The organism is Streptomyces doebereineriae, from assembly GCF_031845645.1.
GTDB classification, from domain to species: Bacteria; Actinomycetota; Actinomycetes; order Streptomycetales; family Streptomycetaceae; genus Streptomyces; species Streptomyces canus.
Genome location: NZ_JAVREZ010000024.1, coordinates 119,051 through 142,310 on the forward strand (window position 1 = coordinate 119,051; position 23,260 = coordinate 142,310).

Sequence of the window (23,260 nt, forward strand, 5' to 3'; positions counted from 1 at the left end):
CCGGCTACAGGTGCGTGGGCGCGAACATCCGCAGCACCGCCGGCAGGACCACCACCGAGGGCCCCGGTGAGCCGAGTGCCTTCGACAGGTCGTCCGCGAGGTTCCCGGGGGTCGTACGGACCCCGGGGACGCCGAAGGACTCGGCCAGTGCCACGTAGTCGGGGCGGGACAGCTCCGTCGCCGTGGCCTGGCCGAAGGCGTCCGTCATGTACTCGCGCAGGATGCCGTAGCCGCCGTCGTCGACGATCAGCCAGGTGACGTTCAGGTCGTACTGTCGGGCCGTGGCCAACTCGGCGATCGAATACAGCGCCCCTCCGTCGCCCGACACCGCCAGGACCGGGCGGGTCGGGTCGGCCACGGCGGCGCCCAGGGCCGCGGGGAAGCCGTAGCCGAGGCCGCCGGCGCCCTGGGCCGAGTGCATGTGGTTGGGGCCCTTGGCGTCGAAGGCGGACCAGGCCCAGTACGCCAGGATCGTCATGTCCCAGAAGGACGGGGAGTCGGCGGGCAGGGCCCTGCGGACCGACGCCAACAGCTCCTGTTCCAGGGTGAGTTCCTGGGCGGCGATACGGTCGGAGACCTTCGCGAGGACGGTGCGGACCCGCTCGGCGGCCTCCGCGTCCTCCCTCGGTGACACCGTCTCCAGCAGCGCCTGCAACGCCAGTCGGGCGTCCGCGTGGATGCCCAGCGCGGGTTGGTTGGACTCCAGCTTGCCGAGGTCCGCCTCGATCTGGACGACCCGGCCCCGCGGCTTGAACGTGTGGTAGTTCGAGGAGAGTTCGCCCAGCCCCGAGCCGACCACCAGGAGTACGTCCGCGTCCTCCAGGAAGTCCGTGGTGTGCCGGTCCTCGATCCAGGACTGGAGGGACAGGGGATGCGTCCAGGGGAAGGCGCCCTTGCCGCCGGGGGTGGTGACCACCGGGGCCCGGAGCGTCTCCGCCAGCTGTCGCAGCTTGCGGGACGCGTCCGCCCGTACGACTCCCCCGCCCGCGATGATCGCCGGCCGGGCCGCGTTCGACAGCAGGTCGGCGGCCACCGCCGTGAGTTCGGGGCGCGGAGGCAGCTCCTCGGGGAAGGCGTCGCCGCCCGTCACCACGGGGATCAGGGTCGGGGACAGCAGCACGTCCTGGGGGATCTCCACCCACACCGGGCCGTGCGGGGCGGTCAGCGCCGACTTCCAGGCCGCCTCGATCGCGGAGGGGATCTGGGACTGGGCGCGGACGGTGTGCACCGACTTCACCACACCCCTGAACGAGGCCGACTGGTCCGGGAGTTCGTGCAGATAGCCGTGACGGCCGCCGCCCAGACCGGCGGACGGGATCTGGCTGCTGATCGCCAGGACCGGCGCCGAGGCCGCGGCCGCCTCCTGAAGAGCGGCCAGGGACGTCAGTGCGCCGGGGCCGGTCGACAGCAGCAGCGGCGCCGCCTCCCCCGTGATCCTGCCGTACGCGTCCGCCGCGAAGCCCGCGTTGTTCTCCACCCGCAGGCCGATGTAGCGCAGGTCGGACCGCCGGAGCGCGTCGAACATGCCGAGCGCGTGCTGGCCGGGCAGGCCGAAGACGGTCGTCGCGCCGAGCGCGGCCAGCGTCTCCACGACCAGGTCTCCGCCGCTGCGGCCGGGAGGCGGGTTCAGCGCGGCCTCGGTCTGGGCGGCGGTCGGGCGGAGCACCAGGTCGTGGTCGTGAGTCACTGCGCGCGGGCCTCTGCAATCTGGCGGGACATGATCGTGGTCAGTTCGTAGGCGGTGTGGGAGGCCGCCACCGACGTGATCTCCGCGTGGTCGTACGCGGGGGCCACCTCGACGACGTCCGCCGACACCAGGTTGCACGATGCCAGACCCCGCAGGATCTCCAGCAGCTCGCGGGAGGTCATGCCGCCCGCCTCGGGGGTGCCCGTGCCGGGCGCGTGCGCCGGGTCCAGGCAGTCGATGTCGATGGAGATGTAGAGCGGGCGGTCGCCGACGCGCTGACGGAGCTGGTCGGCGACCTCGTCGACACCGCGCCTCATGACATCCGCGGATGTCACGATGCCGAAGCCCATCTTCTCGTCGTCGGTGAGGTCCTGCTTGCCGTACAGCGGCCCGCGGGTGCCCACGTGGGAGAGGGCGGAGGTGTCCAGGATCCCCTCCTCCACCGCCCGCCGGAACGGCGTCCCGTGCGTGTACTCGGCGCCGAAGTAGGTGTCCCAGGTGTCGAGGTGGGCGTCGAAGTGCAGCAGGGCGACCGGGCCGTGCTTCTTCGCGACGGACCTGAGCAGCGGGAGGGCGATGGTGTGGTCGCCGCCCAGGGTCATCAGGCGGGCGCCGGTGCCGAGGAGGTCGTCCGCGGCCGCCTCGATCGTCTCGACGGCCTCGTGGATGTCGAACGGGTTCACGGCGATGTCGCCGCCGTCGGCCACCTGCGCCAGCGCGAAGGGGGACGCGTCCTGCGCCGGGTTGTAGGGCCTGAGCAGCCGGGACGCCTCACGGATCGCGTTGCCGCCGAAGCGGGCGCCCGGCCGGTAGGAGACACCGGAGTCGAAGGGCACACCCACGACGGCGACATCCGCCCGCCCGACCTCGTCGAGGCGCGGCAGCCGGGCGAAGGTCGCGGGGCCGGCGTAGCGCGGGATGCGGGAGGAGTCGACGGGGCCGCGGGGGGTCTCGGGGGAGCTCATGCTCGTATGCCTTCCTTCTGTCGTGCTGTTCGATACCGACCGGTCTACCGGGATGCCGGAACCGGCTCGGGAACACCGCGCCCGGCGAGACGCTCGCGCCACGCTTCGAGTACGGCGGTGTCGGTCGCCGGGGTCGCCAGGGATACGGCGACGTAGACGACCAGGGAGGCCAGCAGGCCGTAGTACACGGGCTCGTTGGCGAGGATGCCGTAGCCCGCCATCAGACCGATGACGGCGAGGCCGCCGACGATCACGGAGGCGAGCGCGCCCTGGGCGGTGCCGCGCTTCCACAGCAGTCCGCCGAGGATGGGGACGAGGAGGCCGCCGACCAGGAGGTTGTAGGCGACGGTCAGCGCCTCGACGACGTTGTTGAGGGCGATCGCCGTGCAGATCACGGCCACGCCCATGACGAGGATGAAGGCGCGGTTGCCCCGGACCTCGTCGCGCTCCCCTTCGGCCGGCCTCCCCCGCAGCCGCGACCAGATGTCGTTGTTCGCCACGGTCGCGCAGGCGATCAGCGCGCCGGAGGACGTCGACATCACGGCGGCGAGAGCGGCGGCGAGCACCAAGCCCCGTACCCCGACCGGGAGTTCGTCCTTGACGATGGTCGCGAAGGCGTCGTCCGCGTTGGCCAGGTTGGGGTAGAGGACCTTGGCGGCCGTACCGATGACCGCGCCGGCGAGGGCGTACGCGAGACAGTAGGTGCCGGCGACCGTGCCGCCCCACTTGGCGGTCGTGTCGCTGCGGGCGGTGAAGACGCGCTGCCAGATGTCCTGACCGATGAGCATGCCGAAGGTGTAGATCAGGACGTAGGTGAAGATCGTCTCGCCGCCGATGCCCAGCGGGTCGAAGTACCCGGTGGGCAGCTTGGCCCTCATCTCGCCGAAGCCGCCCGCCTTGACGACGGCGATGGGCAGCAGCAGGAGCAGTACGCCAATGGTCTTCACGACGAACTGCACCATGTCCGTGAGGGTGATGGACCACATGCCGCCGAGGGTCGAGTACGCGACGACGATCGAGCCGCCGAGGACGATCGCGACGGTCCGGTTCATGTCGAAGAGGACGTCGAAGATGGTGGCGTAGGCGATGGTCGAGGTGACCGCGAGCATGAGGGTGTACGCCCACATGACCACGCCGGAGATGACCCCGGCCCGGCCGCCGTACCTGAGATCCAGCATCTCGGAGACGGTGTAGACCTTGAGGCGGGCGATGCGGGCGGAGAAGAAGACGGACAGGGCGAGCAGGCCGAGGCCGATGGTGAAGACCATCCAGGCTCCGGAGAGGCCGTACCGGTAGCCGAGGCCCACGCCGCCGATGGTGGAGGCGCCGCCGAGGACGATCGCGGCCATGGTGCCGGAGTACATGGCGGGCCCGAGGCGGCGCCCGGCGACCAGGAACTCGCTCTTGGACCTGGCGCGACGCATGCCCCACCAGCCCATGGCGAGCATGCCGGCCAGGTAGACGACGATGACGGTGTAGTCGACGGCCATGGGGCCCTCCTTCTGCCGGTCTGCGTCGACAGTAGGTGGCCGGAAAGCGGCTGCGAAGTGTACGTTTCATCCATTCGAGCGGTACTGGATGGAGGGAACGTCCACCATGCCGGACCCGGCTGTCCCACCCACCCCACCGGTCCCGCTGGCCGCGCTGCTCGCCCGCGAGGATCTCGGGCTGCGGCAGATCGCGGGCCCCGCGGATCCGTCCGCGGTCGTCCACTGGGCGCACACCTCGGAGATGGCGGACCCGTACCCGTATCTGCTGGGCGGTGAGCTGCTGCTGACGGCGGGGGTGCACATCCCGGAGGCGGCGGGTTCGGGCACGTACTTCGACGACTACGTCTCCCGTATCGTCGCGGCGGGCGGCGCGGCCCTCGGCTTCGGTGTGGCGCCTGTGCACGACACGGTCCCGCGCGCCCTGGTCGCGGCCTGCGACTCCTACGAGCTGCCCCTGATCGAGGTCCCGCCCCGGACCACCTTCTCCGCCGTGGCCCGCGCGGTCTGGCAACTGATGGCCCAGGCCCGCCACGCGGAACTGCGCCGCGTCACCGAGGCCCAGCAGAGCCTGGCCGCGGCCGCGTCCCGCCCCGACCCGGTGCCGTCGGTACTGCGGCAGCTGGCGCAGCGGGTCGGGGGGTGGGCGGTGCTGTACGGCCCGGACGGGGTGGAGGTCGCAGCCGCCGGACGACTGGTGGGGACGGCCGCCCGGGAGGCGCTGACCGGACTCGCGGAGGTCGTACGCCCCTCCGGTCCCGGGACGCCGACCTCCGCCAGTCATGCGACCGCCGAGGTCCACCTCGCCGCCTACTCCCTCGGCGCCGGGCACGGCTTCGTGCTCGGGGTCGCCGCCCCGCAGCGGGATCCCGGCGACCACACGATCGCCTCCGTCGCCGCCGTGCTCCTGTCGTTGCTCACCGGTGAGCATCAGAGCGGGTCGGGGGCGGCGCGCTCGTCCGCTCTAGTACGGCTGCTGCTGGGCGCCCCCGCACAGGACGTGGCCCCGCTCCTCGGGGGCGAGCGGTGGGTCGTCGTGCACGCCCGGCCCGACACCCTCGCCGCTCCCGACCCCGTCGCCGCCTCCGCGCTGGGCGCGGCGCTCGGGTCGCCGCTGGTGGACGTGGCGCGGGAGGTCGTACGGGTGCTGCTGCCCGCCGGTCCGGAACCGGCCCCGCAGCCGGGGTGGACGCTGGGGGTCAGTGCCGTCGCCGGACCGCGGGAGTGGGCCGCCGCCGACGTCCAGGCGGGCCGTGCGCTGGCCCGCGCCCGTGCGACCCGGGCCGGGCTGGTCCGGTACGGGGCGCGCCCCGCCCTCGCCGACCTGGTACCGGAGGCGGACGCCGAGGCACACGCCCGGGCACTCCTGGCCCCGCTCGCTCCCACCCTCACCGAGACCCTCCGCACCTGGCTGTCCCTGCACGGCAGCTGGGACCGGACGGCGGTCGCGCTGGACGTGCACCGCAACACCGTGCGGCAGCGGATCGCGAAGTGCGCGGCACTGCTGGAAGTGGACCTCGACGACCCGGACGTACGGATGGAGCTGTGGTTCGCGTTGCGGCGACCATGATCACGTGACCCGCGTCCCAGCGTGCGGGATGCGCGGCGATCCCGTGAAGGCGTGCATCAGAATGGGAGACATGCCGATACCCGGGACACCCAGCCGCGCCGAGCTCGTCGACCACCTTGTGAAGACCCGTATCGCGGGTGAGGTCGCCACCCCGCGTGAGAACAACCTCTCCCACTACCGCCAGCTGGCGAACGGCAACCGTCACTACTGGTTCGGCCTGGAGCTCGGGGACCGCTGGAGCGACGAGCAGGACGTGCTCGCGGTGATGGCGGAGCGGGTGGGGGTCAACGACGACCCGGAGTACCGGTACGGCCAGGACACCATCGACCCCGAGCTGACCGTCGGCGGCCTGGAGCGCATGGCGGCCCGGCTGCGCAAGGCGGCGGACGGACAGCAGCGGGTGCTGTTCGCCACCGGCCACCCCGGCGGCATGCTCGACGTGCACCACGCCACGGCCGCCGCGCTGCGCACGGCCGGCAGCGAGATCGTGGTCATCCCGGACGGGCTGCAGACGGACGAGGGGTACGTCATGCAGTTCGCGGACGTGGCGGTCCTGGAGCACGGCGCGACGCTGTGGCACACGCATTCCGGCGACCCGATGAAGGCCATCCTCACGGCCCTGGAGCGCGAGGGCCGTCCGCTGCCCGACCTGGTCGTCGCCGACCACGGCTGGGCGGGCTACGCCGGACAGCACGGCGTGGACTCGGTGGGCTACGCCGACTCCAACGACCCGGCACTGTTCCTGGCGGAGGCCGAGGGGACGGTCCAGGTGACCGTGCCGCTGGACGACCACGTGGTGAGCCCGCGCTACTACGACCCGATGACGGCGTATCTGCTGGCGGAAGCGGGACTGGCCTAGACACGGCCCCCGGGGGGAGCGGCCCTCACCTGGGCGCGCGGACCACGCCCTCCTGGATCACCGAGATGGCCAGCCGGCCGTCCTGCGTGTAGATGCGGGCCTGGCCGAGGCCGCGGCCGCCCTGGGCCGACGGGGACTCCTGGTCGTACAGGAGCCACTCGTCCGCGCGGAAGGAGCGGTGGAACCACATCGCGTGGTCGAGCGAGGCTCCGACGACGTCACCGACGGCCCAGCCGCCGCGGCCGTGCGCGAGGAGGATCGAGTCGAGGAGCGTCATGTCGGAGACGTAAGTGGCGAGGACGACGTGGAGCAGCGGATCGTCAGCGAGCTTGCCGTTGGTACGGAACCAGACCTGGGAGTGCGGCTCGCGCGGCTCGCCGAACTTTCCGTACGGCGGGTCGTCGGCGTAGCGCAGGTCGATCGCCTCGCGGGCCTCCAGGAAGCGCTCCACGACCGCCGGGTCGAGGTGGTCGTAGCCGCGCAGCCGGTCCGCTGAGGTGGGGAGCGTGGCCGGGTCGGGGGCCGTGGGCATGGCGGCCTGGTGGTCGAAGCCCTCCTCGTGCCGCTGGAAGGAGGCGGAGAGGGCGAAGATCGGCTGGCCGTGCTGGACGGCGAGGACCCTGCGGGCGGTGAAGGACCGGCCGTCGTTCATGCGGTCGACGGTGTAGACGATCGGCGCGCCGGGGTCGCCGGGGCGCAGGAAGTACGCGTGCAGGGAGTGGGCGAGCCGGTCCTCGGGGACCGTCCGCCCGGCGGCGACCAGCGCCTGCGCCGCGACCTGTCCGCCGAAGACACGGGGGACGACGGCGGCGCGGGAGTGGCCGCGGAAGATGTTCTCCTCGATCTGCTCGAGGTCGAGCAGATCGAGGAGATCCTGAAGTGCCTGGCTCATGGGGTTCTTTTGTACCGGCCTGTGATTGCGGGCGGCTTACAGACCCATGTCCTTCGCGATGATCGACTTCATGATCTCGCTGGTGCCGCCGTAGATGCGGTTGACGCGGTTGTCCGCGTACAGGCGGGCGATCGGGTACTCGTTCATGAAGCCGTAGCCGCCGTGCAGCTGGAGGCAGCGGTCGATGACGCGGTGGGCGACCTCGGTGCAGAACAGCTTGGCGGAGGCGGCCTCGGCGGGGGTGAGCTCGCCGGCGTCGAGGGCCTCGAGGGCGCGGTCGACGACGGCCTCGGCCGCGTCCACCTCGGCCTGGCAGGCGGCCAGCTCGAACTTGGTGTTCTGGAAGGACGCGACCGGCTTGCCGAAGACGGTGCGCTCCTGGACGTACTCCTTGGCGAACCGGACGGCGGCCTTGGCCTGCGCGTAGGCGCCGTAGGCGATGCCCCAGCGCTCGGAGGCGAGGTTGTGGCCGAGGTAGTAGAAGCCCTTGTTCTCCTCGCCGAGGAGGTCCTCGACGGGGACCTTGACGTCGACGAACGCGAGCTCGGCGGTGTCGGAGGTCTTCAGGCCGAGCTTGTCGAGCTTCCGCCCGATCGAGTAGCCCTCGGACTTGGTGTCCACGGCGAAGAGGGAGATGCCGAAGCGGCGGTCCTCCGCGGTGGGGGCGGAGGTGCGGGCGCAGACGATCACGCGGTCGGCGTGGACGCCACCGGTGATGAAGGTCTTGGAGCCGTTGAGGACGTAGTGCGTGCCGTCCTCGGAGAGCTTGGCGGTGGTCTTCATGCCCGCGAGGTCGGAGCCGGTGCCCGGCTCGGTCATCGCGAGGGCCCACATCTCCTCGGCGGAGACGAACTTCGGCAGGAACCGCTTCTTCTGCTCGTCGGTGGCGAGCATCTTGATGTACGGCAGTCCGAGCAGGACGTGCACACCGGAGCCGCCGAACTGCACACCCGCGCGCGCGGTCTCCTCGTACATCACCGCCTCGAACTTGTACGAGTCGATGCCGGCGCCGCCGAACTCCTCTTCGACACGGATGCCGAAGATGCCGAGCTCGGCGAGCTTGTAGTAGAAGTCGCGCGGGGCCTGACCGGCCGCGAACCACTCGTCGTAGACCGGAACGACCTCGGCCTCGATGAAGGCCCGCAGGGTCTCCCGGAACGCCTCGTGGTCCTCGTTGAACACAGTACGGCGCACCGCCGACACCTCTCTGCGCCTAAGCCGGCGCCGCTCTCGCGTATGTGGTTGCTCGCCGTGGGGGTTGCTCAATTGGTGGCTGCGGTCCCATGGCTAAGCGCTTGCTCATAGAGAAAGGTACCGGTCGGTAAGGAGGGGCGTCCAGAGGTGATCCCGTAACGCTCGTCACGCCGCCGCGGCCGCGAACGCCCCCCGCGCCATGCGGTGCAGCAACTCCGCGGTGGCGCCTCGGCCCGGGAGCGAGCCGGGGCGGCCCAGGTGCGGGGTGGAGTTCAGGAGCCCGAAGACGGAGTGCACCGCCGAGCGGGCGGCGGGTTCAGTGAGGCCGGGGTAGACCTCACGCAGGATCTCGACCCACAGCTCCACGTACTGCCGCTGCAACTGCCGCACCAGCTTGCGGTCGCTGTCCCGCAGGCGGTCCAGCTCGCGGTCGTGCAGGGTGATCAGGGGGCGGTCGTCGAGCGCGAAGTCGATGTGCCCCTCGATGAGCGAGTCGAGGACCGCCTCGGCGGGCGTGCCGTCGGACTCCGCCAGCCGCCGCTTCGCCCCCGTCAGCAACTGCCCGCTGATCCCCACCAGCAGCTCCGCCAGCATCGCGTCCTTGCCCGCGAAGTGCCGGTAGAGGCCGGGCCCGCTGATGCCGACCGCCGCGCCTATCTCGTCCACACCCACGCCGTGGAACCCACGCTCGGCGAACAGCCGCGCGGCCTCCTTGAGGATCTGCTCGCGGCGGGTGGGTGCGTCGGTTCTCGTGGCCATGGAAGCAATTCTAGACAGGGAGGTTAGCGGTCGTTAACCTGAAGGAAATGGTTAACGCTCATTAACAGGCGATCACTGGGTGAGGGGAACCGCGGGACATGGATCAGGCACCCGAGCTGACGAGCGCGGCGGACCCCGCGTCGGAGGCCTGGCAGGCCAATGAGGCGGGCCACCGGGCACTCGTGGACGAGTTGCGGGACAAGCTCGCCGCGGCCCGGCTGGGCGGTGGGGAGAGGGCGCGCGAGCGGCACACCGCGCGCGGGAAGCTGCTGCCCCGGGACCGGGTGGACGCCCTCCTCGATCCCGGCTCGCCCTTCCTGGAGCTCGCTCCCCTCGCCGCCGACGGGTTGTACGACGGTCAGGCCCCGGCCGCCGGGGTCATCGCCGGGATCGGCAGGGTGAGCGGGCGGGAGTGCGTCGTCGTCGCCAACGACGCCACCGTCAAGGGCGGCACGTACTACCCGATGACGGTGAAGAAGCACCTGCGCGCGCAGGAGGTCGCCCTCGACAACCGCCTCCCCTGCATCTACCTCGTCGACTCCGGCGGCGCCTTCCTGCCCATGCAGGACGAGGTCTTCCCGGACCGCGAGCACTTCGGGCGGATCTTCTACAACCAGGCCAGGATGTCCGGCGCGGGCATCCCGCAGATCGCCGCCGTGCTCGGCTCGTGCACGGCCGGGGGCGCCTACGTCCCCGCCATGAGCGACGAGGCCGTCATCGTCCGGAACCAGGGCACGATCTTCCTCGGCGGGCCCCCGCTCGTGAAGGCCGCCACAGGCGAGGTCGTCACCGCGGAGGAGCTCGGCGGCGGCGAGGTGCACTCCCGGATCTCCGGCGTCACCGACCACCTCGCCGAGGACGACGCCCATGCCCTGAGGATCGTGCGGAACATCGCCGCCACGCTCCCCGCGCGCGGGCCGCTGCCCTGGTCCGTCCGGCCCACCGTGGAGCCCAAGGTCGACCCCTTCGGCCTCTACGGCGCCGTCCCCACCGACTCCCGCACCCCCTACGACGTACGCGAGATCATCGCGCGCATCACCGACGGCTCCCGATTCGCCGAGTTCAAGGCCGAGTTCGGGCAGACCCTGGTCACCGGCTTCGCCCGGATCCACGGCCACCCGGTCGGGATCGTCGCCAACAACGGCATCCTGTTCTCCGAATCGGCCCAGAAGGGCGCCCACTTCATCGAGCTGTGCGACCAGCGCGGCATCCCGCTGCTCTTCCTCCAGAACATCTCCGGCTTCATGGTCGGCAAGGACTACGAGGCGGGCGGCATCGCCAAGCACGGCGCCAAGATGGTGACCGCGGTCGCCTGCACGCGCGTGCCCAAGCTGACCGTGGTCGTCGGGGGTTCGTACGGCGCCGGGAACTACTCCATGTGCGGCCGGGCCTACTCCCCCCGCTTCCTGTGGATGTGGCCCAACGCCAAGATCTCCGTCATGGGCGGCGAACAGGCCGCGTCGGTCCTCGCGACCGTCAAGCGGGATCAGCTGGAGGCCCGCGGGGAGGCCTGGGCCGCCGAGGACGAAGAGACCTTCAAGGACCCGATCCGCGCCCAGTACGAGCGCCAGGGCAACGCCTACTACGCCACCGCCCGCCTCTGGGACGACGGGGTCATCGACCCGCTCGACACCCGGCAGATGCTCGGCCTGGCCCTGACCGCATGCGCCAACGCGCCGCTGGGCGACCCCCAGTTCGGCGTCTTCCGGATGTGAGGACCCATGTTTGACACAGTGCTTGTCGCCAACCGGGGCGAGATCGCGGTCCGCGTCATCCGCACCCTGCGCGCCATGGGCGTGCGCTCCGTGGCCGTCTTCTCCGACGCGGACGCCGACGCGCGGCACGTCCGGGAGGCGGACACAGCGGTACGACTGGGCCCGGCGCCGGCCTCGGAGAGCTATCTGTCCGTCGAGCGGCTCCTGGAGGCGGCCGCCCGCACCGGCGCCCAGGCGGTCCACCCCGGATACGGCTTCCTCGCGGAGAACGCGGCCTTCGCGCGTGCGTGCGCCGACGCCGGGCTGGTCTTCATCGGGCCGACGGCGGACTCCATCGCGCTGATGGGCGACAAGATCCGCGCCAAGGAGACCGTGGAGGCGGCCGGGGTGCCCGTGGTGCCCGGCGGCCGCGACCCCGATCTCGCCGAGGCCGCGCGCGCGTTGGGCGCGCCCGTGCTGCTGAAGCCCAGCGCGGGCGGCGGCGGCAAGGGCATGCGGCTGGTCCGGGACCTGACGGTCCTCGAAGAGGAGATCGCCGCCGCCCGCCGCGAGGCCCGTGCCTCCTTCGGCGACGACACCCTGCTCGTGGAGCGGTGGGTCGACCGGCCCCGGCACATCGAGATCCAGGTGCTGGCGGACGGCCACGGGAACGTGATCCATCTCGGCGAGCGCGAGTGCTCCCTCCAGCGCCGGCACCAGAAGATCATCGAGGAGGCGCCCAGCGTCCTCCTCGACGAGGGCACGCGCGCGTCGATGGGCAAGGCCGCGGTCGAGGCGGCCCGCTCCTGCGGCTACCGGGGCGCGGGCACCGTGGAGTTCATCGTCCCGGGCGACGACCCGTCGTCGTACTACTTCATGGAGATGAACACCCGACTCCAGGTGGAGCACCCGGTCACCGAGCTGATCACCGGCCTGGACCTGGTGGAGTGGCAGCTGCGGGTGGCGGCGGGCGAGCGACTCCCCTGCGGGCAGGAGGACATCACGCTCACCGGACACGCCATCGAGGCCCGGATCTGCGCCGAGGTCCCGTCTAAGGGCTTCCTCCCCTCCGGCGGCACCATCCTCCGCCTCCACGAGCCCCAGGGCGACGGCGTCCGCACCGACTCCGGGCTCAGCGAAGGCACGGAGGTCGGCAGCCTGTACGACCCGATGCTGTCCAAGGTCATCGCGTACGGCCCGGACCGCGCGACGGCGCTCAGAAAGCTCCGGGCGGCCCTCGCACAGACGGTGACCCTGGGCGTGCAGACCAACGCGGGGTTCCTGCGGCGGCTGCTGGCCCATCCGGCGGTGGTCGCGGGCGAGTTGGACACCGGGCTCGTCGAGCGCGTGGTGGACGACCTGGTCTCCACGGACGTACCGGAGGAGGTGTACGAGGCGGCGGCGGCCGTACGGCTCGAAGCGCTGCGGCCGCGAGGCGACGGGTGGACCGACCCGTTCTCGGTGCCGAGCGGCTGGCGGATGGGGGGCCTCGGGAAGACCGTCGGGTTCCCGCTGCGAGTGACGGGGCTCGAACCGGTCACTCACCACAGCCGCGGCACCCACACCGTCACCGACGACCAGGTCACCGTCACCCTCGACGGCGTCCGCCACACCTTCCACCGCGGCGGTGAGTGGGTGGGCCGTGACGGCGACGCCTGGCAGGTGCGCGACCACGACCCGGTGGCCGCGTCCCTCACCCGCAGTGGTCACGCCGGCGCCGACTCCCTCACCGCCCCCATGCCCGGCACGGTGACCGTCGTGAAGGTGGCGGTCGGGGACGAGGTGGCCGCCGGTCAGAGTCTGCTCGTCGTCGAGGCGATGAAGATGGAGCACGTCATCTCCGCCCCCCACGCCGGCACGGTCGCCGAGCTGGACGTCACGGCGGGCACGACCGTCGCCATGGACCAGGTGCTGGCCGTGATCGCACCGCACGAGGAGGTGGCGCAGTGACCCTGCCCATGACCGTTCCCGAGCCCGGCCTGCCGGCCCGCGTCCGTATCCACGAGGTCGGCGCCCGCGACGGCCTGCAGAACGAGAAGGCGACCGTGCCCACCGAGGTCAAGGCGGAGTTCGTGCGCCGCCTCGCCGAAGCGGGCCTCACGACGATCGAGGCCACCAGCTTCGTCCACCCCAAGTGGGTGCCCCAACTCGCGGACGCGGAGCAGCTGTTCCCGCAGATCGCCGACCTGCCCGCGGACCTCCCGGTGCTCGTCCCGAACGAACGCGGCCTGGACCGCGCGCTGGCCCTCGGAGCCCGCCGGGTCGCCGTGTTCGCCAGCGCCACCGAGTCCTTCGCCAAGGCCAACCTCAACCGCACGGTGGACGAGGCCCTGGCGATGTTCGAACCCGTCGTCGGCAGGGCGAAGGCCGAGGGCGTCCATGTCCGCGGTTATCTGTCGATGTGCTTCGGCGACCCGTGGGAGGGCGCCGTCCCGATCCCCCAGGTCACCAAGGTCTGCCGGGCCCTGCTCGACATGGGCTGCGACGAGCTGAGCCTCGGCGACACCATCGGGGTGGCGACACCGGGCCACGTACGCGCGCTGCTGACCGAACTCGACGTCCCGGTCGAGAAGGTGGGCGTGCACTTCCACGACACCTACGGCCAGGCCCTCGCCAACACCTACGCGGCCCTGCAACACGGGGTCACGACGGTCGACGCCTCCGCGGGCGGCCTCGGCGGCTGCCCGTACGCCAAGTCCGCCACCGGCAACCTCGCCACCGAAGACCTCGTGTGGATGCTGCAGGGCCTCGGCATCGACACCGGCGTCGACCTCGGCCGTCTCGTCGCCACCAGCGTGTGGATGGCCGAACACCTGGGCCGACCCAGCCCGTCCCGTACCGTCCGAGCCCTCTCCCACCAGGAGTGACCCACCGATGGACCACCGCCTCTCCCCCGAGCTGGAAGAACTCCGCCGCACGGTCGAGGAGTTCGCCCATGACGTAGTGGCGCCGAAGATCGGCGAGTACTACGAGCACCACGAGTTTCCGTACGAGATCGTCCGCGAGATGGGCCGCATGGGCCTGTTCGGGCTGCCGTTCCCCGAGGAGTACGGCGGTATGGGCGGCGACTACCTGGCGCTGGGCCTCGTGCTGGAGGAACTCGCGCGCGTGGACTCGTCGGTGGCGATCACGCTGGAGGCCGGCGTCTCCCTCGGCGCCATGCCGCTGCACCTGTTCGGCACGGAGGAGCAGAAGCGCGAGTGGCTGCCCCGGCTGTGCTCGGGCGAGATCCTGGGCGCGTTCGGCCTCACGGAACCGGACGGCGGGAGTGACGCCGGGGCGACCCGTACGACGGCCCGCCTGGACCCGGACACGGACGAATGGGTCATCAACGGCACCAAGTGCTTCATCACCAACTCCGGGACCGACATCACGGGCCTGGTCACCGTCACCGCCGTCACCGGTCGCAAGCCGGACGGCAAGCCGCTGATCTCCTCGATCATCGTCCCCTCGGGGACACCGGGCTTCACGGTCGCGGCGCCGTACTCGAAGGTCGGCTGGAACGCCTCCGACACCCGTGAGCTGTCCTTCTCGGACGTGAGGGTCCCGGCGGCGAACCTGCTGGGCGAACAGGGGCGCGGCTACGCCCAGTTCCTGCGCATCCTCGACGAGGGCCGGATCGCCATCGCGGCCCTCGCGACCGGGCTCGCGCAGGGCTGTGTGGACGAGTCGGTGAAGTACGCGAAGGAGCGGGAGGCCTTCGGGCGGCCCATCGGCGCCAACCAGGCGATCCAGTTCAAGATCGCCGACATGGAGATGAAGGCTCACACCGCCCGGCTCGCCTGGCGGGACGCGGCCTCGCGTCTGGTCGCCGGCGAACCCTTCAAGAAGGAGGCGGCCCTCGCCAAGCTGTACTCCTCCACGATCGCCGTGGACAACGCCCGTGACGCCACGCAGATCCACGGCGGCTACGGCTTCATGAACGAGTACCCGGTCGCCCGCATGTGGCGCGATTCCAAGATCCTGGAGATCGGCGAAGGCACCAGCGAGGTCCAGCGGATGCTGATCGCACGGGAGTTGGGGCTGCCGGGTTAGACCGCAGACCACAGGGCACCCACAGCTTCGACGAGGCGGCACCCCGTCCGCTGGACATCTAATGAGGTTAGGCTAACCTACATTCGAACTTGTCCGGCGGGCGCTTCGCCCCGTTCGAAAGCAGCCACACATGTCCCATGCACGAGCCGCCCATCTCACTCGCCGTGGCATCCTCGCCGCGGGCGGCGCACTCGGCCTCGGCGCCGTGCTCGCGGCCTGCGGTGACGACGACTCCAGCAGCGAGGGCTCGAGCAAGGAGACGACGGCCGCGAAGTCCGGACCCTGGACCTTCAAGGACGACCGCGGCACGACCGTGAAGCTCGACAGGGTTCCCACGAAGATCGTCGCCTTCGTCGGCGTCGCCGCCGCGCTCCACGACTACGGCATCGAGGTCAAGGGCGTCTTCGGCCCCACCAAGACCAAGGACGGCAAGGCCGATGTCCAGGCCGGCGACATGGACGTCAGCAAGCTGACGGTCTTCGGCAACGTCTGGGACCAGTTCAACGTCGAGCAGTACGCCGCCTTCGCGCCCGAGGTCCTCATCACCACGACCTTCGACAGCGCCGGCACCCTCTGGTACGTCCCCGCGGCCTCCGCCTCCAAGATCGCCAAGCTGGCGCCGAGCGTGGCCGTCTCCGTCTACGACCGCCAGATCACCACGCCGCTCCAGCGGGTGTGGGAGCTGGCCGAGTCCCTCGGTGCCGACATGACGGCGGCGAAGGTCACCGACGCGAAGAAGCGGTTCGAAGCGGCGTCGGAGCGGCTGCGCACGGCCGCCAAGGCCCACCCCGACATCAAGGTGCTCGCCGGTTCCGCGGCCCAGGACGTCTTCTACGTCTCCGGCACCAACCTGTCCATCGACCTCGAGTACTTCAAGGCACTCGGCGTGAACTTCGTGGAGCCCCCGGCGTCCGTGCTCAAGGCCTCCGGCGGCTGGTACGAGTCGCTGAGCTGGGAGAACGTCGACAAGTACGCGGCCGACATCATCATGATGGACGACCGTACGGCGACGATCCAGCCGGCCGACATCACCGAGGCGACCTGGAAGAAGCTGCCCGCGGTGAAGGCGGGGCAGGTCATCTCGCGTTCTCCGGAGCCGATTCCGTCGTACGACAAGTGCGTGGCGATGGTGGAGAACCTCGCGAAGGCGATCGAGACCGCGAAGAAGGTCAGCTGACCCCGTACTTCCTGAGCCCCAGGAGCCTCACATGACCACGGCCGTAGCCGCCCCGTTCCGTTTCTTCTCCCTCCAGGTCGTACGGACGAGGCGGCTCGGCCCGTCTCTCGTGCGGGTCAGCTTCACCGGAGAGGACCTCCGGTACTTCCTCTCCGACGGGCGCGACCAGTCGCTGTCCCTCTTCCTCCCCGCCGAAGGCCGGACCGAGCCCGGCGTGCCCGTCGAGCTCGGCGACGGCTGGTGGCAGGCGTGGCGTGAACTCCCCGACGACGTACGGGCCGTGATGCGGTCGTACACACTGCGCTCGCTCCGTCGGGACCCCGACGAGATCGACATCGACTTCGTGCTGCACGAGCCCGCCGGGCCCGCCTCCCGGTGGGCCGCTCGTGCCGCCGCGGGCGACAAGGTGCAGTTGCTCGGACCCGCCGTCGCCGACAACCGGGCGATCCGGTTCCGGCCGCCGGAGGACACCGATCTGGTGCTGCTGTGGGGCGACGAGACCGCCCTGCCCGCCGTCTCCGCGATCCTCGAAGCCCTCCCCGCCGGACAGCGCGCCCGCGTCTGGCTGGAGGTGCGTAACGCCGGAGACATCCAGGATCTCGCGACCGAGGCGGACGCCGAGATCACCTGGCTCGTGGCCGAAGAGACCGGCGCCGCCTGCTCCCCCATGGCCCTCGACGCCCTTCGGGATGCCCGACTGCCGGACGCCGAGCGGCCGTACGTCTGGATCGCGGGCGAGTCCGGGTGCGTGAAGGAGCTGCGGCGGCACTTCGTGCGGGAGCGCGGGGTCGACCGGCGCCGGGTCACCTTCGTGGGGTACTGGCGGCAGGGGATGACCGAAGAGCAGTTGCGGGCGGCCGAGTAACTCCCGTCCACGTGACGCCAGTCACGGCTGAGGCAGGCTTGAGCCCGCATTGATTAGGTTAGGCTTACCTAAGTTGAAGCCGGGGTTCCGCCCCGCTCCTGCCCCGTCCCGCACGGATTTCCCCACCGGAGGGCCCCTACATGCGCTCGCACCTGCTCAATGACACGACCGCGGAGAGCTACCGCCGCTCCGTGACCGAAGGAATCGAGCGGGTGGCGGCCAAACTCGCCACCACCACAAGGCCGTTCACCGGAATCACCGTCGACGCTCTCACTCCCCGCATCGACGAGATCGACCTCGACAAGCCCCTGCTGGACACGGCAGCGGTGCTCGACGAGCTGGAGGACGTCTACCTCCGCGACGCGATCTACTTCCACCACCCCCGCTACCTCGCCCACCTCAACTGCCCGGTCGTCATCCCGGCCGTGCTCGGCGAGGCCATCCTCTCGGCCGTCAACTCCTCCCTGGACACCTGGGACCAGTCGGCCGGCGGCACCCTCATCGAACGCAAGCTGATCGACTGGACGACCGCGCGCATCGGCCTCGGCGAGAACGCGGACGGTGTGTTCACCTCGGGCGGGACGCAGTCCAACCTGCAGGCGCTGCTGCTCGCCCGCGAGGAAGCCAAGACGGACACGGCAGCCAAACTGCGCATCTTCGCCTCCGAGGTCAGCCACTTCAGCGTGAAGAAGTCCGCCAAGCTCCTCGGACTCGGCCAGGACTCCGTGGTCTCCGTCCCCGTCGACCACGACAAGCGCATGCAGACCGTCGCCCTCGCCCGTGAGCTGGAGCGCTGCCGTCGCGACGGCCTGGTCCCGATGGCCGTCGTCGCCACCGCGGGCACCACCGACTTCGGTTCCATCGACCCGCTGCCCGAGATCGCCGAGCTGTGCGAGCAGTACGGCACCTGGATGCATGTGGACGCGGCCTACGGCTGCGGGCTGCTCGCCTCCGTCAAGTACCGGGACCGCATCGACGGCATCGAGCGCGCCGACTCGGTCACCGTGGACTACCACAAGTCCTTCTTCCAGCCGGTGAGTTCCTCCGCCGTGCTGGTGCGAGACTCCTCGACGCTGCGGCACGCCACCTACCACGCGGAATACCTCAACCCGCGCAGCATGGTGCAGGAACGTATCCCCAACCAGGTGGACAAGTCCCTCCAGACCACCCGCCGCTTCGACGCGCTCAAGCTGTGGATGACCCTGCGCGTGATGGGCGCCGACGGCATCGGACAGCTCTTCGACGAGGTCTGCGACCTGGCCGTCGAGGGCTGGAAACTGCTCGCCGCCGATCCTCGCTTCGACGTCGTGGTCGCGCCCTCGCTCTCCACCCTCGTCTTCCGCTACATCCCGGCCTCCGTCACCGACCCGGCCGAGATCGACCGCGCCAACCTGTACGCCCGCAAGGCCCTGTTCGCCTCCGGCGACGCGGTGGTCGCGGGCACCAAGGTGAGCGGCCGCCACTACCTGAAGTTCACCCTGCTCAACCCCGAGACGACGGTCGACGACATGGCCGCCGTACTCGACCTGATCGCCGGCCACGCCGAGCAGTACCTGGGAGAGTCCCTTGAACGCGCTTCCTGAACCCACGAAGAAGACCTACGACGTCGTGGGCATCGGGCTCGGGCCCTTCAACCTCGGCCTGGCCTGTCTGACCGAGCCCATCGACGAGCTCGACGGGATCTTCCTGGACTCGAAGCCCGACTTCGAGTGGCACGCCGGCATGTTCCTGGACGGCGCCCACCTCCAGACGCCGTTCATGTCGGACCTGGTCACCCTCGCCGACCCGACCTCGCCGTACTCCTTCCTCAACTACCTGAAGGAGAAGGGCCGGCTGTACTCGTTCTACATCCGCGAGAACTTCTATCCGCTGCGGGTGGAGTACGACGACTACTGCCGCTGGGCCGCGAACAAACTGAGCAACGTCCGCTTCAACACGACGGTGACGGACGTCCGGTACGAGGACGGGCTGTACGTCGTGACGACCGGGGCCGGTGACACCTACCGTGCCCGACGCCTGGTCCTCGGCACCGGCACCTCCCCGCACTACCCGGAGGCGGTCCGCGGCCTGGACGGCGACTTCTTCCACAACTCCCGCTATGTGCAGAACAGGTCGGAGCTCCAGAAGAAGGAGTCGATCACGATCGTCGGCTCCGGGCAGTCCGCCGCCGAGATCTACCACGACCTGCTCGGCGAGATCGACGTCCACGGCTACCGGCTGAACTGGGTCACCCGCTCCCCCCGCTTCTTCCCCCTCGAATACACCAAGCTCACGCTGGAGATGACCTCCCCGGAGTACATCGACTACTACCGCGAGCTCCCCGAGGCCACCCGCTACCGGCTCACCGCCGAGCAGAAGGGCCTGTTCAAGGGCATCGACGGCGACCTGATCAACGAGATCTTCGACCTGCTCTACCAGAAGAACCTCGGCGGCCCGGTCCCCACCCGCCTGCTCACCAACTCCTCGCTGAACGGGGCGCGTCACGAGAACGGCACGTACACCCTGTCCTTCCGACAGGAGGAGCAGCAGAAGGACTTCGAGCTGGAGTCGCAGGGCCTGGTCCTGGCCACCGGCTACCAGTACGCCGAACCGGACTTCCTGAGCCCCGTCAGGGACCGCCTGGTCTACGACTCCCACGGCAACTTCGACGTGGCCCGCAACTACGCGATCGACGTGACGGGCAGAGGCGTGTTCCTCCAGAACGCCGGCGTCCACACCCACAGCATCACCAGCCCCGACCTGGGCATGGGTGCCTACCGCAACAGCTGCATCATCCGTGAGCTGCTCGGCACCGAGTACTACCCGGTCGAGAAGTCGATCGCCTTCCAGGAGTTCTCCGTATGACCTTCACGTTCCGCCCGCTCGACCCCCTGAAGGACGCCGAGCTCCTGCATTCCTGGGTCACCCACCCCAAGGCGGCGTACTGGATGATGCAGGACGCCACGCTGGTCGACGTCGAGCGCGCCTACATGGACATCGCCGCCGACGAGCACCACCACGCGCTGCTCGGCCTCGACGAGGACGGCGTCCCCGCCTTCCTGATGGAGAAGTACGACCCCGCCCACCGCGAACTCGTCGGCCTGTACGAGCCGCGGCCGGGCGATGTCGGCATGCACTTCCTCACCCCGGCGACCGACAACCCCGTCCGCGGCTTCACCCGGTCCGTCATCACCGCCGTGATGGCCCACCTCTTCGAGGACCCGGCCGTCGAGCGGGTCGTCGTCGAGCCGGACGTGTCCAACAAGGCCGTCCATGCCCTGAACGAGGCCGTCGGGTTCGTGCCCGAGCGAGAGATACAGAAGCCGGAGAAAATGGCCCTGTTGAGCTTCTGCACACGGAATCAGTTCTTGGCCGCTACGGGGGTGGCCGCATGAGCCTCGCCGACGCCGTGGCCCACCTGTCCCCCGAGCGCTGGGAAACCGCCAACCGCCTGCTGGTCCGCAAGGGTCTCGCCGAGTTCGCTCACGAGCGGCTGATCGAGCCCGAGGAGACCGACAAGGACCAGTACGTCGTCCGCAGCGACGACGGCCAGACCCGCTACGACTTCACGGCCGTCCGACGCGCCCTGGACCACTGGCAGATCGACGCCGACTCGATCACCCGCCACCGTGACGGAGCCGAACTCCCCCTCGCCGCCCTGGACTTCTTCATCGAACTGAAGCAGACCCTTGGCCTGACCGACGAGATCCTGCCGGTCTACCTGGAGGAGATCTCCTCCACCCTCTCGGGCACCTGCTACAAGCTCACCAAGCCCCGGGTCCCGGTCGCCGAACTCGCGAAGAGCTCCTTCCAGGACATCGAGACCGGCATGACCGAGGGCCACCCCTGCTTCGTCGCCAACAACGGCCGGCTCGGCTTCGGCATCCACGAGTACCTCTCGTACGCCCCCGAGACCGCGAGCCCGGTCCGCCTGGTCTGGCTCGCCGCGCACCGCTCGCGCGCCGCGTTCACGGCCGGGGTCGGCATCGAGTACGAGTCCTTCGTACGCCAGGAGCTGGGCGAGGAGACCGTCGAGCGCTTCTACGGCGTCCTGCGCGACAAGGACCTCGACCCGGCCGACTACCTCCTCATACCGGTCCACCCCTGGCAGTGGTGGAACAAGCTCACCGTCACCTTCGCCGCCGAGGTCGCCCGCGGGCTGCTGGTCTGCCTGGGCGAGGGCGACGACGAGTACCTGGCCCAGCAGTCCATCCGGACCTTCTTCAACCGGTCGAACCCGGAGAAGCACTACGTGAAGACGGCCCTGTCCGTCCTCAACATGGGCTTCATGCGCGGACTCTCGGCCGCGTACATGGAGGCGACCCCCGCCATCAACGACTGGCTCGCCGGGCTGATCGAGGGCGACCCGGTGCTCAAGGCGACGGGCCTCACGATCATCCGCGAGCGCGCGGCCGTGGGCTACCGGCACCTGGAGTACGAGGCCGCCACCGACCGCTACTCGCCGTACCGCAAGATGCTCGCCGCACTGTGGCGCGAGAGCCCGGTCCCGTCCCTCCAGGACGGCGAGTCGCTCGCCACCATGGCCTCGCTGGTCCACGTCGACCACGAGGGCCGGTCCTTCGCGGGCGCCCTCATCGAGCGGTCGGGACTCACCCCGACCGACTGGCTGCGCCGCTACCTCCGTGCCTACTACACCCCGCTCCTGCACAGCTTCTACGCCTACGACCTGGTGTTCATGCCGCACGGCGAGAACGTCGTCCTGGTCGTGAAGGACGGCGTGGTCGAGCGGGCGATCTACAAGGACATCGCCGAGGAGATCGCCGTCATGGACCCGGAGGCGGTGCTGCCACCGACGGTCGAGCGGCTGCGCGTCGAGGTCCCCGACGACAAGAAGCTGCTGTCGATCTTCACGGACGTCTTCGACTGCTTCTTCCGCTTCCTCGCCGCGAACCTCGCCGCCGAGGGAATCCTGGAGGAGGAGGACTTCTGGCGCACGGTCGCCGAGGTGACCCGCGACTACCAGCACTCGGTGCCCGAACTGGCCGACAAGTTCCGGCAGTACGACATGTTCGCGCCCGAGTTCGCCCTGTCCTGCCTCAACCGCCTCCAGCTGCGCAACAACAAGCAGATGGTGGACCTGGCGGACCCGTCGGGCGCGCTCCAGCTGGTCGGCACGCTGAACAACCCCATCGCGGGCCTGTAGTACGGCCCGTCTGTTTCTGGCTGTTCTTGCGTCTCTTGAGCACACGGGGTGCACAGCATCGTCATAGTGAGTGCCACTACGGTCCACATCTTGCCGTGACCGCGTTCCTTGGGGGGACGAGACGATGACGTCCGAGCACACGCCACAGCAAGTCCTGCACGAGACGGCGACCGCCTTACCGGCGGAGGACGTCGCGGCCGTCCACGCCTACGCGGGCGCGTTCTGCGGCAGGCCTGGCACGGCGGCAGAGCTCGCCGGGGAGGTGCTGGCGGGACAGCGGGCGCCCGCCGCGCGTCCGGCGCTCCTGGCGGACGTACGGCGCACGGCCTTCGGGTGGCTTCGGGACAGCCGCTCGGGACTGCTCCTCCGCACCTTCCGGGACTGGGCCCAACGCGCGGGCGAGACCTTCGGTACGACGGACACGCTGCGGCTCGTGGAGCACGACGCGCCGCTGCTGCGGGCGTTCGGGGAGCTGCCCGACCAGTCGCGGGCCGCGCTGTGGCTGTGCCTGGCGGAGGGCGAACCGGCGTTCGCCGCCCGTGTGCTGAACACCTCGCAGGAATTCGCCGAGTCGATGGCGGAGTCGGCCCGCTCCCGTCTCGCCGACACCTTCCTGCGGCTGCGTGCCGAGCACACGGCCGACGCCCGTTGCGTCCACTACGGCGGCATGCTCGGCGCGATCGCCCGCGGCACGCATCGCGAGACCCCCGCGGATCTCGAACAGCACCTGGAGACCTGCGAGTTCTGCGCCCGCGACATCGCGTTGCTGCGCACGCTCACCTCGGGGGGTACACAGGAGCTACGGCCCCTGCTCGTCGACCGGCTCCTGGTGTGGGGCGGCCCGGCCTACCGCGCGGCGCGGCCCGGGGCCCCGGACACCGCCGCGCACGTCATCACTTCCAGCACGCCGAGCGCACCGAACGTACCTTCAGC

At 70.4% G+C, this 23,260-nt stretch carries 18 protein-coding genes and 1 pseudogene; 13 read left to right on the top strand and 6 right to left on the bottom strand.

Going from position 1 to position 23,260, the window contains the following annotated elements; all coding sequences use genetic code 11:
* Positions 1 to 4: 4 nt before the first annotated feature.
* From RNB18_RS43750 to RNB18_RS43760, 3 genes are read right to left on the bottom strand one after another with little or no spacing between them, the layout of a single operon-like run.
* Positions 5 to 1,687, bottom strand: coding sequence for a thiamine pyrophosphate-binding protein (locus RNB18_RS43750; RefSeq protein WP_311719718.1), 1,683 nt, complete (start codon positions 1,685 to 1,687; stop codon positions 5 to 7).
* Positions 1,684 to 2,652: an agmatinase gene (speB, locus tag RNB18_RS43755; protein ID WP_311719719.1), complete on the bottom strand. Its 969-nt coding sequence runs from the start codon at positions 2,650 to 2,652 to the stop codon at positions 1,684 to 1,686. The genes RNB18_RS43750 and speB overlap by 4 nt, the downstream gene beginning before the upstream one ends.
* Before the next feature lie 44 nt (positions 2,653 to 2,696).
* Positions 2,697 to 4,142, bottom strand: coding sequence for a sodium:solute symporter (locus RNB18_RS43760; protein WP_311719720.1), 1,446 nt, complete (start codon positions 4,140 to 4,142; stop codon positions 2,697 to 2,699).
* A gap of 106 nt (positions 4,143 to 4,248) precedes the next feature.
* Here RNB18_RS43760 and RNB18_RS43765 point away from each other — a divergent pair, with 106 nt between their 5' ends.
* Positions 4,249 to 5,709, top strand: a complete 1,461-nt coding sequence (locus tag RNB18_RS43765) for a PucR family transcriptional regulator ligand-binding domain-containing protein (RefSeq protein WP_311719721.1) — start codon at positions 4,249 to 4,251, stop codon at positions 5,707 to 5,709.
* Positions 5,710 to 5,779: 70 nt separating this feature from the next.
* Positions 5,780 to 6,568, top strand: coding sequence for a phosphatase (locus RNB18_RS43770; protein ID WP_311719722.1), 789 nt, complete (start codon positions 5,780 to 5,782; stop codon positions 6,566 to 6,568).
* Between the two features lie 25 nt (positions 6,569 to 6,593).
* On the opposite strand, the gene RNB18_RS43775 is transcribed toward RNB18_RS43770, so the two are convergent.
* The 3 genes from RNB18_RS43775 to RNB18_RS43785 all read right to left on the bottom strand — a co-directional run bounded on the left by RNB18_RS43775 (position 6,594) and on the right by RNB18_RS43785 (position 9,413).
* A complete protein-coding gene (locus RNB18_RS43775; RefSeq protein ID WP_311719723.1) occupies positions 6,594 to 7,460 on the bottom strand; it encodes an acyl-CoA thioesterase in 867 nt (288 codons plus the stop codon).
* A gap of 36 nt (positions 7,461 to 7,496) precedes the next feature.
* Positions 7,497 to 8,654: an acyl-CoA dehydrogenase family protein gene (locus tag RNB18_RS43780; RefSeq protein WP_311719724.1), complete on the bottom strand. Its 1,158-nt coding sequence runs from the start codon at positions 8,652 to 8,654 to the stop codon at positions 7,497 to 7,499.
* Positions 8,655 to 8,819: 165 nt separating this feature from the next.
* Complete coding sequence (locus tag RNB18_RS43785) at positions 8,820 to 9,413, bottom strand: SACE_7040 family transcriptional regulator (RefSeq protein WP_311719725.1); 594 nt, start codon at positions 9,411 to 9,413, stop codon at positions 8,820 to 8,822.
* A 98-nt stretch (positions 9,414 to 9,511) separates the two neighbouring features.
* Between RNB18_RS43785 and RNB18_RS43790 the strand changes: the two genes are divergently transcribed.
* From RNB18_RS43790 to RNB18_RS43840, 11 genes and pseudogenes are all read left to right on the top strand, one after another.
* Positions 9,512 to 11,128 carry a carboxyl transferase domain-containing protein gene (locus RNB18_RS43790; protein WP_311719726.1) on the top strand — a complete coding sequence of 539 codons (1,617 nt, stop codon included), beginning with the start codon at positions 9,512 to 9,514 and terminating at the stop codon, positions 11,126 to 11,128.
* A 6-nt stretch (positions 11,129 to 11,134) separates the two neighbouring features.
* Positions 11,135 to 13,057, top strand: a complete 1,923-nt coding sequence (locus RNB18_RS43795; protein ID WP_311719727.1) for an acetyl/propionyl/methylcrotonyl-CoA carboxylase subunit alpha — start codon at positions 11,135 to 11,137, stop codon at positions 13,055 to 13,057.
* Positions 13,054 to 13,974 (top strand): hydroxymethylglutaryl-CoA lyase, encoded by a 921-nt coding sequence (locus RNB18_RS43800; protein WP_311719729.1) that lies wholly within the window; start codon positions 13,054 to 13,056, stop codon positions 13,972 to 13,974. Before RNB18_RS43795 ends, RNB18_RS43800 begins: the two co-directional genes overlap by 4 nt.
* 7 nt (positions 13,975 to 13,981) lie before the next feature.
* The gene (locus RNB18_RS43805; protein ID WP_059205177.1) at positions 13,982 to 15,142 is read left to right on the top strand and encodes an acyl-CoA dehydrogenase family protein; all 1,161 of its coding nucleotides are present in this window, start codon (positions 13,982 to 13,984) and stop codon (positions 15,140 to 15,142) included.
* A 130-nt stretch (positions 15,143 to 15,272) separates the two neighbouring features.
* Positions 15,273 to 16,319, top strand: coding sequence for an ABC transporter substrate-binding protein (locus tag RNB18_RS43810; RefSeq protein WP_311719730.1), 1,047 nt, complete (start codon positions 15,273 to 15,275; stop codon positions 16,317 to 16,319).
* A gap of 31 nt (positions 16,320 to 16,350) precedes the next feature.
* Positions 16,351 to 17,184 carry a siderophore-interacting protein gene (locus RNB18_RS43815; RefSeq protein WP_311719731.1) on the top strand — a complete coding sequence of 278 codons (834 nt, stop codon included), beginning with the start codon at positions 16,351 to 16,353 and terminating at the stop codon, positions 17,182 to 17,184.
* Between the two features lie 140 nt (positions 17,185 to 17,324).
* The gene (desA, locus tag RNB18_RS43820) at positions 17,325 to 18,767 is read left to right on the top strand and encodes a lysine decarboxylase DesA (RefSeq protein WP_311719732.1); all 1,443 of its coding nucleotides are present in this window, start codon (positions 17,325 to 17,327) and stop codon (positions 18,765 to 18,767) included.
* On the top strand, positions 18,751 to 20,028 hold the full coding sequence (locus tag RNB18_RS43825) for a lysine N(6)-hydroxylase/L-ornithine N(5)-oxygenase family protein (protein WP_311719733.1): 1,278 nt from the start codon (positions 18,751 to 18,753) through the stop codon (positions 20,026 to 20,028). Before desA ends, RNB18_RS43825 begins: the two co-directional genes overlap by 17 nt.
* Positions 20,025 to 20,558, top strand: a complete 534-nt coding sequence (locus tag RNB18_RS43830; protein ID WP_311719734.1) for a GNAT family N-acetyltransferase — start codon at positions 20,025 to 20,027, stop codon at positions 20,556 to 20,558. Before RNB18_RS43825 ends, RNB18_RS43830 begins: the two co-directional genes overlap by 4 nt.
* Complete coding sequence (locus RNB18_RS43835) at positions 20,555 to 22,327, top strand: IucA/IucC family protein (protein WP_311719735.1); 1,773 nt, start codon at positions 20,555 to 20,557, stop codon at positions 22,325 to 22,327. The genes RNB18_RS43830 and RNB18_RS43835 overlap by 4 nt, the downstream gene beginning before the upstream one ends.
* 124 nt (positions 22,328 to 22,451) lie before the next feature.
* Positions 22,452 to 23,260, top strand: a pseudogene (locus RNB18_RS43840) (hypothetical protein); the annotation flags it as partial.